Raw genomic sequence first — 12,689 nt, forward strand, 5'->3', positions numbered from 1 at the left:
CCATGTCAGAACCCGGACCAGCGACACTCACACTGGAAACCTGCACCAGCATCAATGATATTCCCGCCCCTGAGTGGGAGCGGCTGGCTGGGCATAGCAATCCATTTCTTCGTTACGAGTTTTTCCAGGCACTGGAAGCGTCCGGATGCACATCCCCGGAAACGGGGTGGTCGCCACGTCACCTCGTGTTCCGAAAGGCTGGCAGAATCGTCGGCCTTGCGCCGGCTTTTCTGAAGAGCCACTCCATGGGGGAATATGTGTTTGACTGGGCCTGGGCCGATGCATACCAACGGCATGGGCTGGCGTACTATCCAAAATTACTGATCGCCATTCCCTTCACGCCATCCGCAGGCCCGAGGCTGCTGCTGGATCCGGACATTCGACAACAGCTGGTACCGGAACAGGTTCATCACCTGTTGGACAGGCTGACCGATGAACTGGGAGCCCACTCCTGGCACCTGCTGTTTCCCGGCAAAGAGGATCAGGAGCTGCTTCAACACGAGCAGGCCTTACATCGCATCGGATGCCAGTTCCACTGGCATAACCATGATTACCGTAATTTCGAGGACTTTCTGGCGGCGCTGACTTCCCGCAAGCGCAAGTCCATCCGCAAGGAACGTCGCCAGGTTGCGGACCAGGGAATTTCCTTTACACGCTTTCATGGCCGGGATATTCCGGAGCACGTGCTTTCCGCGTTCTATGTGTTTTACCAGGCGACTTATCTGAAAAGGGGCCAACGACCTTACCTCAACAAGCGATTCTTTGAGCTGCTTCTGGAACAGCTACCCGAACACGTACATCTGGTGATGGCAGTGCGCGAGGGCGAAATGATTGCCGGTGCCCTGTTCCTGGCGGGCAAAACCACCCTCTACGGGCGTTACTGGGGTTGCCTTGACGAATACAACCACCTGCACTTTGAAACCTGCTACTACCAGGGCATCGAACTGGCGATGGACCTCGGCCTCAGCCATATTGATGCCGGCGCCCAGGGCGAACACAAACTGGTACGTGGCTTTGAGCCGGTAATCACCCACTCCTGGCATGGCGTTCTGCACCCCGGCTTCCGCGAAGCCATAGAAAACTTCACCCGAGAGGAGGCGGACCACGTGCGTGCTTATTTCAGCGATGCGGAATCCGCCCTGCCCTTCCGACAGCAGACGCCGGATTAACTTCTATACTGATAGACCCAGACTGGATTTACGCGGGGGTCAGACACCATGGATACAGACCCATTGTGGAGCATGTTATCGGCAGGCGGCCTGCCGCTTCTGCTTTCAGCGGCCGCCCTGGGCCTGGCCGTGATTGCCCTGTTCATCGGATCGGGCGCTCGCCGGCGTAGCGAGGACCAGTTGACCGCATTACGGGAGCGTTCCGATACGCTGTGGCGGGAAGTTGACGACATACGGGTAGCACAATTCAATCGTCCGGGTGAGTCCGGCAATGGCGCTTCAGGCTCCCCAGTTGAAGAAGCCCGCTATCAGAAAGAAGTGGAAGCCTACGCCAGGATCTGGCCACAGGTATGGAATCTTCATGAACGCCTGGGCATGTTCCTGAGGGCGGTTGAAGGCGGCGAAGCGGCCGGCGAACTCAGACTGGAAGCTCGCAATGCGGCCCTGGAGGCCCGAGAGCTGCTTAACCGGAACCGCCCTTTCTGCACAGAGTCCGTCGATGAACTGGTTACCCGGCTGATTGATGCCGAGATCAAGGCGCACCTTGCGGCCTGCCAGTATCTGGACCTGCTAAAAGATGTCCCTAGCGACTCATCCAATCACGATCGCCGGGTCTTACAGGACAAATGCCACAGCCTGCACGAGGGCGAGGCCCGGGAGCTGATGAACCAGCTGGTCTCGTCCATTCGGCACCGGACAATTCGCAGTAACTAGGGAGCGCCTGTTCAGCTGTTGGCGATACGGAAACCGACTTTCATTACGACCTGATAATGGCCCACCTTGCCATCAACGATATGGCCGCGGGTTTCGATTACCTCAAACCACTCCATGTTGCGAACGCTTTTACCACATTCCTCAAGTGCATTCTCAATGGCGTCTTCAATGCTTTTCTTGGAAGACCCGACAATTTCCACTTTTTTGTACACGTGATGGTCAGACATTAAAGCCTCCTGGGAATTGCGATTTGTATTTCTGAGCCTAGAAGACAAGCGTCCTCACGGCAAACCACAGCCCGGTACAAGCCTCATCCGCCAACCCACGGCTGGCGTATCTGTCCCCTATAATCCAGGTAGTCGTGCGGAACTTTCTGTCACTCAGAGGGTCCCGTCTACCCCACGCTTCGGACTGAGTTCATGAAACGATTTTTCAGATACACCGGCTGGTTCTTCGGCGCCGTGCTCCTGCTGCTGGCTGGCCCGATTCTGCTTGCCACCAGTGGCAGCCTGCAGGGAGCCGAGAGCTGGCACACAGCCACCCGGGAAAGCGCCCGGATTGCCCCTCTGCCAGAACAGGCCGAGGAAGCCATCGTTCAGGTATACGGCGCCCGGGCATGGAGCTGGCGAGGTTACTTTGCTGTCCATACCTGGATAGCCACCAAGGAAAAAGGGGCCAGCCATTATCGGGTTCATGAAGTGACCGGCTGGCGCAGCTACGTGGTCAATTCCCGGCCAGGTGAGCCCGACAGACACTGGTACGGTGCAAAGCCGAACCTCTATGCCGATATCCGCGGCGAAGAAGCCGAAAAGCTGATTCCCGACATCTACCAGGCAGTGGCGTCCTACCCCTACCCGACCGAATACGAAGCCTGGCCCGGCCCCAACAGCAACACCTTCGTGGCCTGGGTAATCAGGGAGGTTGAGGGCCTCGATGTGGCTCTGCCGAACCACGCGATCGGCAAGGACTACCTCGGCGACCGTATTATCGCAGAGGTTCCGGGTGGCGCGGGTTATCAGGTCTCGCTGGGTGGGTACTTTGGTGTGCTGGCGGGTGTCCGCGAGGGACTGGAGCTGAACCTTCTGGGCCTATCCTTCGGTATCAACCCGTTGGCTTTGGGGATCAAACTGCCAGGCATCGGCGAGTTAGCGCTTAGAAACCCCAACCCGATAGCTGAAAATTCCCCTTAGGTTCGGGAAACAGGCGGGCAGGGGTTCCCAAAAATGTGCGGAGCCATGGATGGCGGAGCCAAGCGTACACGGACGTATTTACAGCGTTTTTTGGGAACCCCTGCCCGCCTGTTTCGTGCTCCAAATCCAGACATCAAAGACTGGCAAACTCCAGATACCGGCTCGCCGCCTGCTTCTTCTCGTCCTGGCTGTTCAGCATTTCCAGCCGCATCTTATCGATCAGCTTCAAATAGTCTGCAATGGGAGACTCGGGCTTACCGGCGTCTTTCGATTCTTCGATAAACGCCTTCTGCTTTTCACGAATTTCATTCAGCTTCTCGAGCGCCGAACGTATCGCTTCCACCCTGGCCTCCACCAAGCCACTACCGCCTCGGTCTGGCGAGCCACGCTCCGCGCTCAGGACCGTCTCAGCGGTCGGCGCTTCGACGGTATTCTGTTCTGCAAGGTCGATTTCTTCCAGGGTGCGAACCTCGCCGTCGGTCGTCAGATAGATTCCCGAACCCTTGATCTGGCCCAGCGGCACACCTTGACTGTTGGCCAGCGTGAAGCGGTCTTCTACATTGTCCACGTACAGCGCCTGAACCCCGACTTCCTCCAGGGATTTCAAAGCCTGGGAGCCGTCCGCGGTTTGCACCCACACGGACAGCGATTTAAAGATCTCATCACTGGCGTCAATCCAGCGGTTACCGTCGTCATCGAAACGGGCCAGCTCGCCAAAGCCGGAGCCGCTCCGGGGACCAAACAGTTCGGAGCCGTCGTCCACTTTGCCGTTGCCATTTCGGTCCAGCACCAGGTAGCCGCTACCGCTGCCCAGGGTGGCAAACTGCCCGGTTTCACCGTTACCGTTCAGGTCGAACTCGAAGAGGGTATCGGTCAGGCGGGCTGTGGCAGAGCCAAAGTTGATCACCAGAGGGTCGGTGAGTGGCCGTTCCTGAATCTGCACCAGTTCCGAGTACTCGTAGGTCCGGGACTGGGACTGTCGCAGTGAGAGGGTGAAGTCGATGGTCTCGCCATTCTCCAATGCGATGGTGCCAGTGGAGGCAAAGCTTCTGGATTCGCTCTCCGAGTAAAACACATAGCGTCCGGCAGAAACCGAGAGACTGCCCCGACCCTCGACACCCGCATCACCACCGAGCGCGGCACGGCTAACGCTCAGTGCCTGCTGGCCCATCAGAAACAACTCTGAGGTTTTCTCGGCAAGCTGCGCACTGGTAAAGACGCTCTGCTGACCGCCATTCGTCACGGTGCTGCTGCCGCTGAACGCGAGCTGCTCCTGGCTGCTGTAACGATAGGCAGCCTGGCGCATGAGCGTTAACTCTGAGCCAACCGCGTTTTCATTGGCCTGCGGCGCAGCGGCAGATTGCCGGTTGATGCGGAGCTGCGTGCTGTCGAAAGCCGATACCTGGCGGGAACTGTCCTGGAAAAGCGAAATCTGGCTGGAGGAAATCATGGCTCTGGGCACCTGTAATTACTACACAGGTATATCGGCCGCAGCCTCCCGGACTTGAGCACTTTTTAATCACTTCAGATTCGAGAGGTTAGGCCAGAAACCGCACGATTCCGGCAGCCGCAATCCCGGCGGCAATGGCCGGGAGAGGTTTACGCAACGCCAGCATGGTAACCGCCGTCGTGGTCAGGGCCGCCAGCGCACCAGCGTCCCCCGTCACTGCCATGGGCACAATGATGGCAATCAGGACCGAGCTGGCCATGGTGTTGATAAAGCTCTCGATACGAGGATTGATCTTCACGAACGACATGATGAACACGCCGCCAAAACGGGTTACCAGTGTAACGGCGGTCATGATCGCAATCAGGAACAGAATACCGGCTGTGGTGGTCTCAACGGTCATGGGTGCTGTCCTCCGCGTCAGAAGCAGGCGCAGGCTTTCGCTCGAGCCAGAAAAACCCGATCGCACCACCGGCGAGCGCGCCCACGACGACGTGGGTATTCGCCGGCAACCATTTCCAGGCCGCCAATGAAGCCAGCGCTGTAACGGTCCAGGCCACGAGCACTCTCGGGGATTTCTTGCCGCCCAGCGCCATGGCCAGGAGGAAACAGCCGAGAACCATGTCCAGGCCCAGGGATTTGGGATCCTGCAGAAGGCCACCAAAATAGACGCCCAGACCGGTCCCGATGATCCAGGCCAGCCAAAGAGCCAACCCGCCACCAAGGATAACCTCCAGGTTTCGTCGGCCACTCTGGTATTCCTGGGCCGAAACCGCCCAGTTGGCATCGGTTAGCAACAGCAAGAGACCATAGCGCTTGCCCGGCGAGACATCTTTCAGCATCGGGTACAGCGAAGCGCCCATAAGCAGATGGCGGGAATTGATGGCAAAGACCACCGCAATCATCGGAAGTACAGATACCTCGGTGCCCCACATATCGACGGCGGCAAACTGGGAGGCCCCGGCAAAAACCGTCGCACTCATCAGCACCGCCTGAAGCGGCTCTAGGCCTTTCTGGGTAGCTGCCAATCCAAAGGCAGCGCCAAACGCCACCACGAATAACGAGATGGGAAGCAGCCGGAAAAACTCCACCCGTACCCGGGCCGGCTGAAGCTGATAAGAATAGGAAGCGACAGACATCCGGGGAAACTAGGTCAGTTTCCCCGATCCGCGTATAGGTAGTTTCCGCAGAATGGGGCACATCTGCGACTAATGGACCAGATCCGCGCAACGCATGAGGGCATTTAACCTCATGATTGCCTCAAATGTTTACCAAGGAGGCGCCTGAATCCGCGGATGAGCCTTGTATCGGATAGTTCACTTTCGCATGTTGACGTTAACGTCAATTGCGGCTAGTTTGTTTTTCGTCCAGCCCCAAAAGGGCACTTTCGGTGGGCCACCCCCCAGCGGATATACCGGACACCTGAAATCGGAACGCCGGCCACAAGCCGGCAGACAAGAACAAGATACCCGCTCATGCCGAGATCCGGCCGGTGGGAGAGGATTTCACAATGCTATTCAGCCATCCCGAGTTCGATAACCACGAACATCTGTCCTTTTTCTGCGATCCCGAAACCGGCCTGAAGGCCATCGTTGCCATCCATAACACTTCCCGCGGCCCAGCATTGGGAGGCTGCCGAATGTTTCCCTATGCCTCCGATGAAGAGGCGGTTCGCGATGTCTTGCGCCTTTCGCGGGGCATGACCTACAAATCGGCCCTCGCCAACCTGGATCTGGGTGGCGGCAAGTCAGTGATTATTGGCGACCCGCGCAAACAGAAAACCGAAGCGCTGATGGAGGCCATGGGCCGCCATCTGGAAAGTCTTGGTGGTCAGTACATTGCGGCGGAAGACTCGGGCACCAGCGTACCCGACCTCAAGGTCATGGGCCGACACACCAGCCACGTTGCGGGAATTGCCTCGCGCACCGGCTTCGACGGCAACCCAAGCAACGGCGACCCGTCACCGGCGACAGCCTACGGCACCTTTATCGGCCTCAAAGCAGCGGTAAAACACAAACTTGGGCGGGACGACCTCAACGGTTTGAAGGTAGCCATTCAGGGCATCGGTAATGTCGGTTTCCGGTTGGCCAGACACCTGAAGGATGCCGGCGCTGATCTCTGGGTCTATGACATCCATGACGACAATATGCGGCGGGCCGTGGATCAGCTGGGAGCCAAGCCAGCGGCTGCCGAAGACATATTGTCACTGCCTGTGGACGTGGTAGCGCCCTGTGCCATGGGGGCAGTACTGAACGATGACAGCATTCCCCAACTGAAGGCCCGGATCGTCGCCGGCGCCGCCAACAATCTGCTGGAACACCCTGAGCACGATGCCATGCTGCAGGACCGGGGCGTTCTCTATGCACCGGACTTTGCCATCAATGCAGGTGGCATCATCGATGTGTTCTACGAGCGCGCCGGCGCCACACCGGAAACCGTTCGCGCCCACGTCGATACCATCGGCGATACCCTGACCGAAATCTTCAACCGTTCCGACCGCTCGGATCGCCCCACCGGGGAGATTGCCAACGAGCTTGCCGAGGAACGGTTCAAAAAGCACACCGCCGGAGCCGGACAGGCGTCCGAGCGATTGGCCCGCACCGGCTGAGCTGACACCGGCGCACCCCCAGGAAGCTGCAGACAGCTGCGGCTTCCCTCTTAAACCCTGATACAAAAACAAATACTTCGGGAGATAGTTATGTCTGTCACTTCTTCAGATTCCGCCGCTTATTCCGGGGCGCTTGAAGGTTCAAACGCCCAACGCGGGCTCTGGTCATCACGTCTGGCCTTTATTCTCGCCGCTACCGGCTCTGCCGTCGGCCTGGGCAATATCTGGAAATTTCCTTATGTCACCGGTGAGAACGGTGGCGGCGCCTTCGTGCTGGTGTATCTGCTGTGCATCGCGGTCGTCGGGATTCCTATCATGATGGCGGAAGTCATGATCGGTCGTCGCGGTGGCAGGAGCCCTGTCAAGAGTCTGAGCCTGATCGCCGAGCATGACCGACTCAAGCCGGCCTGGAAGCTGGTCGGTGCCATCGGCATTCTGGCGGGTTTTCTGATTCTGTCGTTCTACTCGGTCATCGGCGGCTGGGCCATTTCCTACGTAGGCACAACCGCCACCGGCCAGCTTGCCGGGCAGTCTGCCGATGCCGTAGGCGCGATATTCTCGGGCCTTCTAAGCGATCCCACCAAACTGCTGGCCTGGCATACCCTGTTCATGGCTATGGTGATGGTTGTGGTAGTGCGAGGCGTTCGCTCGGGGCTTGAGCGGGCTGTCAGCATTCTCATGCCGGCCCTGTTCGTACTGCTGCTGATCGTGGTCGGCTATGCAATGACAACCGGGCACTTCGGGCAAGCCGCCGCATTCCTGTTCCAGCCCGATTTCTCCAAGCTCACAACATCCGGAATACTGGTCGCCCTGGGGCACGCGTTCTTCACCCTGAGCCTTGGTATGGCGGTCATGATGGCTTATGGCTCTTACCTGCCCAAGAACATTTCCATTGCCAAGACCTCGATCACCGTATCGGTCATCGACACCGGCGTGGCGCTGCTCGCAGGCCTGGCCATCTTCCCGATTGTGTTCGCCAACGGCCTTGAGCCGGGAGCGGGGCCGGGGCTGATCTTCCAGACCCTGCCGCTGGCCTTCGGCCAGATGCCCATGGGCTCCCTGTTCGGCACCCTGTTCTTTGTACTTCTGATCTTTGCCGCCTGGACGTCGGGGATTTCGCTGTTGGAGCCGATTGTGGAGTGGCTGGAAGAGCGTAAAGGCATGAACCGCACCGTCAGCACACTAGGCGCCGGTTTTGTCTGCTGGGGACTGGGCATTGCCTCGATTCTGTCCCTGAACCTCTGGTCCGACTTCGCACCGCTTGGCTTTGTCCCCATGCTGGAAGGCAAGACCATTTTCGACCTGCTGGACTTCTTCACCGCCAACATCATGCTGCCCCTGGGCGGACTGCTGGTGGCCCTGTTCGCGGGCTGGGTGATGTCACGTCAGGCCATGGAGCGTGAACTGGCACTGTCACCGGCCATGTTTAACCTGTGGCTGATCACCGTGCGTTTCATCACGCCGGTTGCCGTGGCAGTGGTGTTTATCTACAACCTGATGTAACCCACCGCTAAAGCTGATCGAGGGAGGCCTTCAGGGTCTCCCCGATCCTCGCGTTCAACTTCAAATCTACCAGATCTTCAGCCCGCGTCCGCCCCAGGTTCAGGGTGGCAATGGGCTTGTTCCATTCGTTGGCGTACCGGCAGAAACGGAACCCGGAATACACCATCAACGACGAACCGATGACCAAGAGGCCATCACTGGCCTTGAGCGTGTCCAGGGCGGAGTAGACCCGGTCTTTGGGGACGAAATCTCCGAAGAACACCACATCCGGCTTCAGAATCCCTTCGCACTTCGGGCAATCCGCCAGCCGGAAATCTTCGAAATCCACATCCAGATCGGCATCGCCATCCGGCGCTGTCTCGGCGGTGTATTTCTGGAACCCCGGGTTCAGATCGGCGCAACGGTCGTGCACCTCATCCCGCGGGCACCGGTAGCCGCAACTCATGCACACCACCTCATCGGCCCGCCCGTGCAGGTCCGTCACCGCCCGGGTGCCTGCCTTCTGGTGCAACCGATCCACGTTCTGGGTAACCACCAGACTGCTGTGGTTGAGCAGTTCCAGGTCAGAGATGTAATGGTGGGAAGGGTTGGGCCTGGCATTACGCATGACCGGCCAGCCAATCAGGCTGCGGCCCCAGTAGCGCTGGCGGGTGTAAACATCTTCCATGAACGCCTTGTGCTGAACCGGCTGCTTGCGCTTCCAGGCGCCATCGCCGTCCCGGTAGTCCGGGATGCCCGAATCGGTACTGACCCCTGCGCCAGTCAGGATCAGCAAGCGAGGATGGCGCTGAATAAACTCCGCCAGCAACGCCCCGGCCTCCTCCGGCTCATGCAACACCGGCGGCTGCTCCGGCTCGGGCAGGCGCTGGCTGGAGCTGAAAGGTCGGCTGCGGTGCGTGGTTAAAGACATACAGGCTCCGGTTTCTCAGCCCGGCTTACGGGCCACATACACGGTGTTGAACGATTCCCTGTTCTGAAATGGATTGAAGAAGGATACGACATGGCAGGCCACATCGGTGAACACCTCGTTGAGAACGGCCATGAACTCGTCATCTTCGCCCTCGTTCGACCACATGGCAAACACCCCTCGGGGCTTCAGTTGTCGGGCCATCAGCCTCAGGTTGTTGGCGGTGTAGAAGCTGGCACTGGAATCGTGCAGCAGCGCCCGGGGGGAATGGTCGATATCCAGAAGAATGGCATCGAATGGCTTGCCGGGGTTCTTCGGATCGAAACCACCCTCTGCCGGATCGGCAATCGCCAGGTCGAAGAAACTGCCATGGACGTAGCGGTTCCGGGGATCGGCATTCAGATCTTTACCAAGAGGCACCAGCTCCTGCTGATGCCATCCGATCACGGGTTTCAGATACTCAACCACCAGCAGTTCGGCAACATGCTCGTGCCTGAGAGCCGCCACCGCGGTGTAACCCAGGCCCAGGCCACCAACAACCACCCGAAGATCATCGCCCTCGGTTTCGCCCAGCCCGATATCAGAGAGAGCCACTTCGGCATCCACAAACATGCTGGACATCAGGAATTCCTCGCCCAGCTTCACCTCGTAGATATCCCGGTCACCAATGGCCGGAATCCGGCGCCGGCGCAGAGTGATCTCGCCGATTACCGAAGGCTGGCTGTCAATCTGTTCGAAAAGCAGTCCCATCTGTTCAGACCTTGCGAGTGGATTCATCAAGACAGGAACGCAGAATACTCCGCATCTTCTCCGAGCCCAGCTCGTTCATCAGTTCAATGTTTCTCTGCGGGATCCCATCCACATCAGGATAACTGTCAATCGCCGCTTCCAGACTGGCTTCCCGCAAGAGGTGCAGCATGGGAAATGGCGAACGATTGGTGTAGTTCTCCGCCGCATCGGGCTCGGTGCCCGCAAACTGGAAATCCGGATGGAAACTGGCGATCTGATAAACGCCTTCCATATCCAGATACGCCAGCAAACCATCAGCCGCATCAAGGAATTCATTGTAGGGCCCGAAGTCCTGCAATACACCCGGATGGATCAAAAGCGTGGTTTCAATCTCCGGCTCATCTTCCAGGCGCTGGAGCTCCGAGTGCAAGGCCTGTAACAGCTCGTCTTCCGTTTCAGCTTCCGACACAACGAAACGAACCCTGTTCCGGACCAGTTCGCGTTTGGCGAACGGACACAGGTTGTAGCCAACGACGACGTCCTCGACCCATTTCCGGGTTGCAGTAACTATTTCGGTCTCACCCATGCTGATCGCTCATTTTCACGAAGCCCACTCAAAAGTCTGGTCGGGCAGCCGGGGAGGGCTGTCCAAAACTGTGCGGAGCCATGGATGGCGGAGCCCAAGCGTCACATGGATGTGCCGCAAGGAGCGTGTTTTGGACAGCCCTCCCCGGCTGCCCAGTCTCCGAAACCTGGGCCTAAGAAGAGCCTCAGAGGCTCATAAATACCCCTGGCTACGAAGGTAATCATCATAGGAACCACTGAAATCAGTCACCCCATCAGCCTTAAGCTCAATAATTCGCGTAGCCAGCGAAGAAACAAACTCCCGATCATGGCTGACGAAAATCAGTGTACCCGGATAGTTCTCCAGCGCCAGGTTCAATGCCTCGATGGACTCCATATCCAGGTGGTTCGTGGGCTCATCCATCAGCATCACATTGGGCTTCTGCAGAATCAGCTTGCCGAACAGCATCCTGCCCTGCTCGCCGCCCGATATCACCCGCACCGATTTCCCGATATCGTCACCGGAGAACAGCATGCGGCCCAAAGTACCGCGCACCAGCTGCTCGCCGCCCTTGGTCCACTGGGACATCCAGTCGGTCAGGGTTTCATCCTCGGCAAAGTCCGCCGTGTGGTCCTGGGCGAAGTAGCCCACTTCCGCACTGTCGGTCCACTTCACCTCGCCACTGTCGGGCGTATAGGCCCCTGACATGCACTGCAGAAGCGTGGTTTTGCCAATGCCGTTGGGACCGATGATGGCGATTCGCTCGCCGGCTTCGACCTGCAGGTTCAGATTCTTGAACAGGGGCTTATCATCAAAGCCCTTGGTCATGTTCTTGAGAGTCACCGCCTGGCGGTGAAGTTTCTTGCCCTGTTCAAAACGGATAAACGGGCTCACCCGGCTTGAGGGCTTCACCTCTTCCAGCTGGATCTTGTCGATCTGGCGGGCACGGGAGGTGGCCTGCTTGGCCTTGGAGGCGTTGGCCGAAAAGCGGCTGACGAACTGCTGCAGCTCGGCAATCTGCGCCTTTTTCTTGGCGTTGTCCGAGAGCATGCGTTCCCGGGCCTGGGTGGCGGCGGTCATGTATTCGTCGTAGTTGCCCGGGAACAAGCGCAGTTCGCCATAGTCCAGATCCGCCATGTGGGTGCACACGCTGTTCAGGAAGTGGCGGTCGTGGGAAATGATAATCATGGTGCTGTTGCGGGCCACCAGTATGTTTTCCAGCCAGCGGATGGTGTTGATGTCCAGATGGTTGGTAGGCTCGTCCAGCAGCAACACATCAGGATCGGAGAACAGCGCCTGGGCCAGCAACACCCGCAGCTTCCAGCCCGGTGCCAGCGCGCTCATTGGGCCGTTGTGTTGCTCCAGCGGAATATCCAGGCCAAGCAACAGCTCGCCGGCGCGGGCATCGGCGGTATAGCCGTCCATTTCAGCGAACTGGACTTCCAGGTCCGCGACCGCCATCCCGTCTTCTTCGCTCATCTCGGGCAGGGAATAGATCCGATCACGCTCTTTCTTGACCTGCCAGAGCTCCTCATGCCCCATGATCACGGTGTCGATAACCGAGCAATCCTCATAGGCAAACTGGTCCTGGCGCAGTTTGCCCAGCCGAACATTGGGTTCCAGCATGACCTGGCCGGCGGACGGCTCAAGGTCGCCACCCAGGATTTTCATCAGCGTGGACTTGCCACAGCCGTTGGCCCCGATCAGGCCATAGCGATTACCGTTACCAAATTTGGCGGAGACGTTTTCAAACAGGGGTTTAGCCCCGAATTGCATGGTGATATTGGCGGTGGAGATCAAGAAACAAACCTGTCGATGTGGGGCCGGGCATGCGCCGGCGAAAAGAAAGCCGGCATT

The 12,689-nt window shown here is 58.5% G+C and carries 13 protein-coding genes; 5 read left to right on the top strand and 8 right to left on the bottom strand.

Going from position 1 to position 12,689, the window contains the following annotated elements; translation table 11 throughout:
* Positions 1–2 precede the first annotated feature (2 nt).
* Entirely contained in the window at positions 3–1,169 is a 1,167-nt protein-coding gene (locus EDB94_RS04870) for a GNAT family N-acetyltransferase (protein ID WP_108017612.1), read from the top strand.
* Between the two features lie 48 nt (positions 1,170–1,217).
* Positions 1,218–1,883: a hypothetical protein gene (locus EDB94_RS04875; RefSeq protein ID WP_108017613.1), complete on the top strand. Its 666-nt coding sequence runs from the start codon at positions 1,218–1,220 to the stop codon at positions 1,881–1,883.
* Positions 1,884–1,894: 11 nt separating this feature from the next.
* Here EDB94_RS04875 and EDB94_RS04880 read toward each other — a convergent pair whose 3' ends face one another.
* Positions 1,895–2,110 (bottom strand): dodecin, encoded by a 216-nt coding sequence (locus EDB94_RS04880; RefSeq protein WP_108017614.1) that lies wholly within the window; start codon positions 2,108–2,110, stop codon positions 1,895–1,897.
* Between the two features lie 192 nt (positions 2,111–2,302).
* On the opposite strand from EDB94_RS04880, the gene EDB94_RS04885 reads away from it, so the two are divergent.
* Positions 2,303–3,073 carry a DUF3750 domain-containing protein gene (locus EDB94_RS04885; RefSeq protein ID WP_108017615.1) on the top strand — a complete coding sequence of 257 codons (771 nt, stop codon included), beginning with the start codon at positions 2,303–2,305 and terminating at the stop codon, positions 3,071–3,073.
* A gap of 133 nt (positions 3,074–3,206) precedes the next feature.
* Here EDB94_RS04885 and EDB94_RS04890 read toward each other — a convergent pair whose 3' ends face one another.
* From EDB94_RS04890 to EDB94_RS04900, 3 genes are all read right to left on the bottom strand, one after another.
* Positions 3,207–4,523, bottom strand: a complete 1,317-nt coding sequence (locus tag EDB94_RS04890) for a hypothetical protein (RefSeq protein WP_108017616.1) — start codon at positions 4,521–4,523, stop codon at positions 3,207–3,209.
* A gap of 88 nt (positions 4,524–4,611) precedes the next feature.
* Positions 4,612–4,923, bottom strand: coding sequence for an AzlD family protein (locus EDB94_RS04895; protein WP_008173928.1), 312 nt, complete (start codon positions 4,921–4,923; stop codon positions 4,612–4,614).
* Positions 4,913–5,659, bottom strand: a complete 747-nt coding sequence (locus EDB94_RS04900; protein WP_008173926.1) for an AzlC family ABC transporter permease — start codon at positions 5,657–5,659, stop codon at positions 4,913–4,915. The genes EDB94_RS04895 and EDB94_RS04900 overlap by 11 nt, the downstream gene beginning before the upstream one ends.
* A gap of 371 nt (positions 5,660–6,030) precedes the next feature.
* On the opposite strand from EDB94_RS04900, the gene EDB94_RS04905 reads away from it, so the two are divergent.
* Both EDB94_RS04905 and EDB94_RS04910 read left to right on the top strand, forming a co-directional pair.
* Positions 6,031–7,128, top strand: coding sequence for a Glu/Leu/Phe/Val dehydrogenase (locus tag EDB94_RS04905; RefSeq protein ID WP_108017617.1), 1,098 nt, complete (start codon positions 6,031–6,033; stop codon positions 7,126–7,128).
* A 90-nt stretch (positions 7,129–7,218) separates the two neighbouring features.
* Positions 7,219–8,631: a sodium-dependent transporter gene (locus tag EDB94_RS04910; RefSeq protein ID WP_108017618.1), complete on the top strand. Its 1,413-nt coding sequence runs from the start codon at positions 7,219–7,221 to the stop codon at positions 8,629–8,631.
* A 7-nt stretch (positions 8,632–8,638) separates the two neighbouring features.
* Here EDB94_RS04910 and EDB94_RS04915 read toward each other — a convergent pair whose 3' ends face one another.
* The 4 genes from EDB94_RS04915 to EDB94_RS04930 form a co-directional block, all read right to left on the bottom strand.
* Positions 8,639–9,541 (bottom strand): NAD-dependent protein deacetylase, encoded by a 903-nt coding sequence (locus EDB94_RS04915; RefSeq protein ID WP_108017619.1) that lies wholly within the window; start codon positions 9,539–9,541, stop codon positions 8,639–8,641.
* Between the two features lie 15 nt (positions 9,542–9,556).
* Positions 9,557–10,288 carry a spermidine synthase gene (locus EDB94_RS04920; RefSeq protein WP_108017620.1) on the bottom strand — a complete coding sequence of 244 codons (732 nt, stop codon included), beginning with the start codon at positions 10,286–10,288 and terminating at the stop codon, positions 9,557–9,559.
* 4 nt (positions 10,289–10,292) lie between these two features.
* Positions 10,293–10,853 (bottom strand): DUF1415 domain-containing protein, encoded by a 561-nt coding sequence (locus EDB94_RS04925; protein ID WP_108017621.1) that lies wholly within the window; start codon positions 10,851–10,853, stop codon positions 10,293–10,295.
* A 192-nt stretch (positions 10,854–11,045) separates the two neighbouring features.
* Entirely contained in the window at positions 11,046–12,632 is a 1,587-nt protein-coding gene (locus EDB94_RS04930; protein ID WP_108017622.1) for an ABC-F family ATPase, read from the bottom strand.
* Positions 12,633–12,689: the final 57 nt, after the last annotated feature.

Source organism: Marinobacter sp. 3-2 (assembly GCF_003751355.1).
In the GTDB taxonomy this organism is placed as follows: Bacteria; Pseudomonadota; Gammaproteobacteria; order Pseudomonadales; family Oleiphilaceae; genus Marinobacter; species Marinobacter adhaerens.

What these genes read in the sequence shown, in the direction of transcription:
- EDB94_RS04915 (WP_108017619.1), bottom strand. Translation starts at nt 9,541, where the DNA reads ATGTCTTTAACCACGCACCGCAGCCGACCTTTCAGCTCCAGCCAGCGC.
- EDB94_RS04910 (WP_108017618.1), top strand. Translation starts at nt 7,219, where the DNA reads ATGTCTGTCACTTCTTCAGATTCCGCCGCTTATTCCGGGGCGCTTGAA.
- EDB94_RS04920 (WP_108017620.1), bottom strand. Translation starts at nt 10,288, where the DNA reads ATGGGACTGCTTTTCGAACAGATTGACAGCCAGCCTTCGGTAATCGGC.
- EDB94_RS04905 (WP_108017617.1), top strand. Translation starts at nt 6,031, where the DNA reads ATGCTATTCAGCCATCCCGAGTTCGATAACCACGAACATCTGTCCTTT.
- EDB94_RS04925 (WP_108017621.1), bottom strand. Translation starts at nt 10,853, where the DNA reads ATGGGTGAGACCGAAATAGTTACTGCAACCCGGAAATGGGTCGAGGAC.
- EDB94_RS04900 (WP_008173926.1), bottom strand. Translation starts at nt 5,659, where the DNA reads ATGTCTGTCGCTTCCTATTCTTATCAGCTTCAGCCGGCCCGGGTACGG.
- EDB94_RS04880 (WP_108017614.1), bottom strand. Translation starts at nt 2,110, where the DNA reads ATGTCTGACCATCACGTGTACAAAAAAGTGGAAATTGTCGGGTCTTCC.
- EDB94_RS04890 (WP_108017616.1), bottom strand. Translation starts at nt 4,523, where the DNA reads ATGATTTCCTCCAGCCAGATTTCGCTTTTCCAGGACAGTTCCCGCCAG.
- EDB94_RS04870 (WP_108017612.1), top strand. Translation starts at nt 3, where the DNA reads ATGTCAGAACCCGGACCAGCGACACTCACACTGGAAACCTGCACCAGC.
- EDB94_RS04875 (WP_108017613.1), top strand. Translation starts at nt 1,218, where the DNA reads ATGGATACAGACCCATTGTGGAGCATGTTATCGGCAGGCGGCCTGCCG.
- EDB94_RS04895 (WP_008173928.1), bottom strand. Translation starts at nt 4,923, where the DNA reads ATGACCGTTGAGACCACCACAGCCGGTATTCTGTTCCTGATTGCGATC.
- EDB94_RS04885 (WP_108017615.1), top strand. Translation starts at nt 2,303, where the DNA reads ATGAAACGATTTTTCAGATACACCGGCTGGTTCTTCGGCGCCGTGCTC.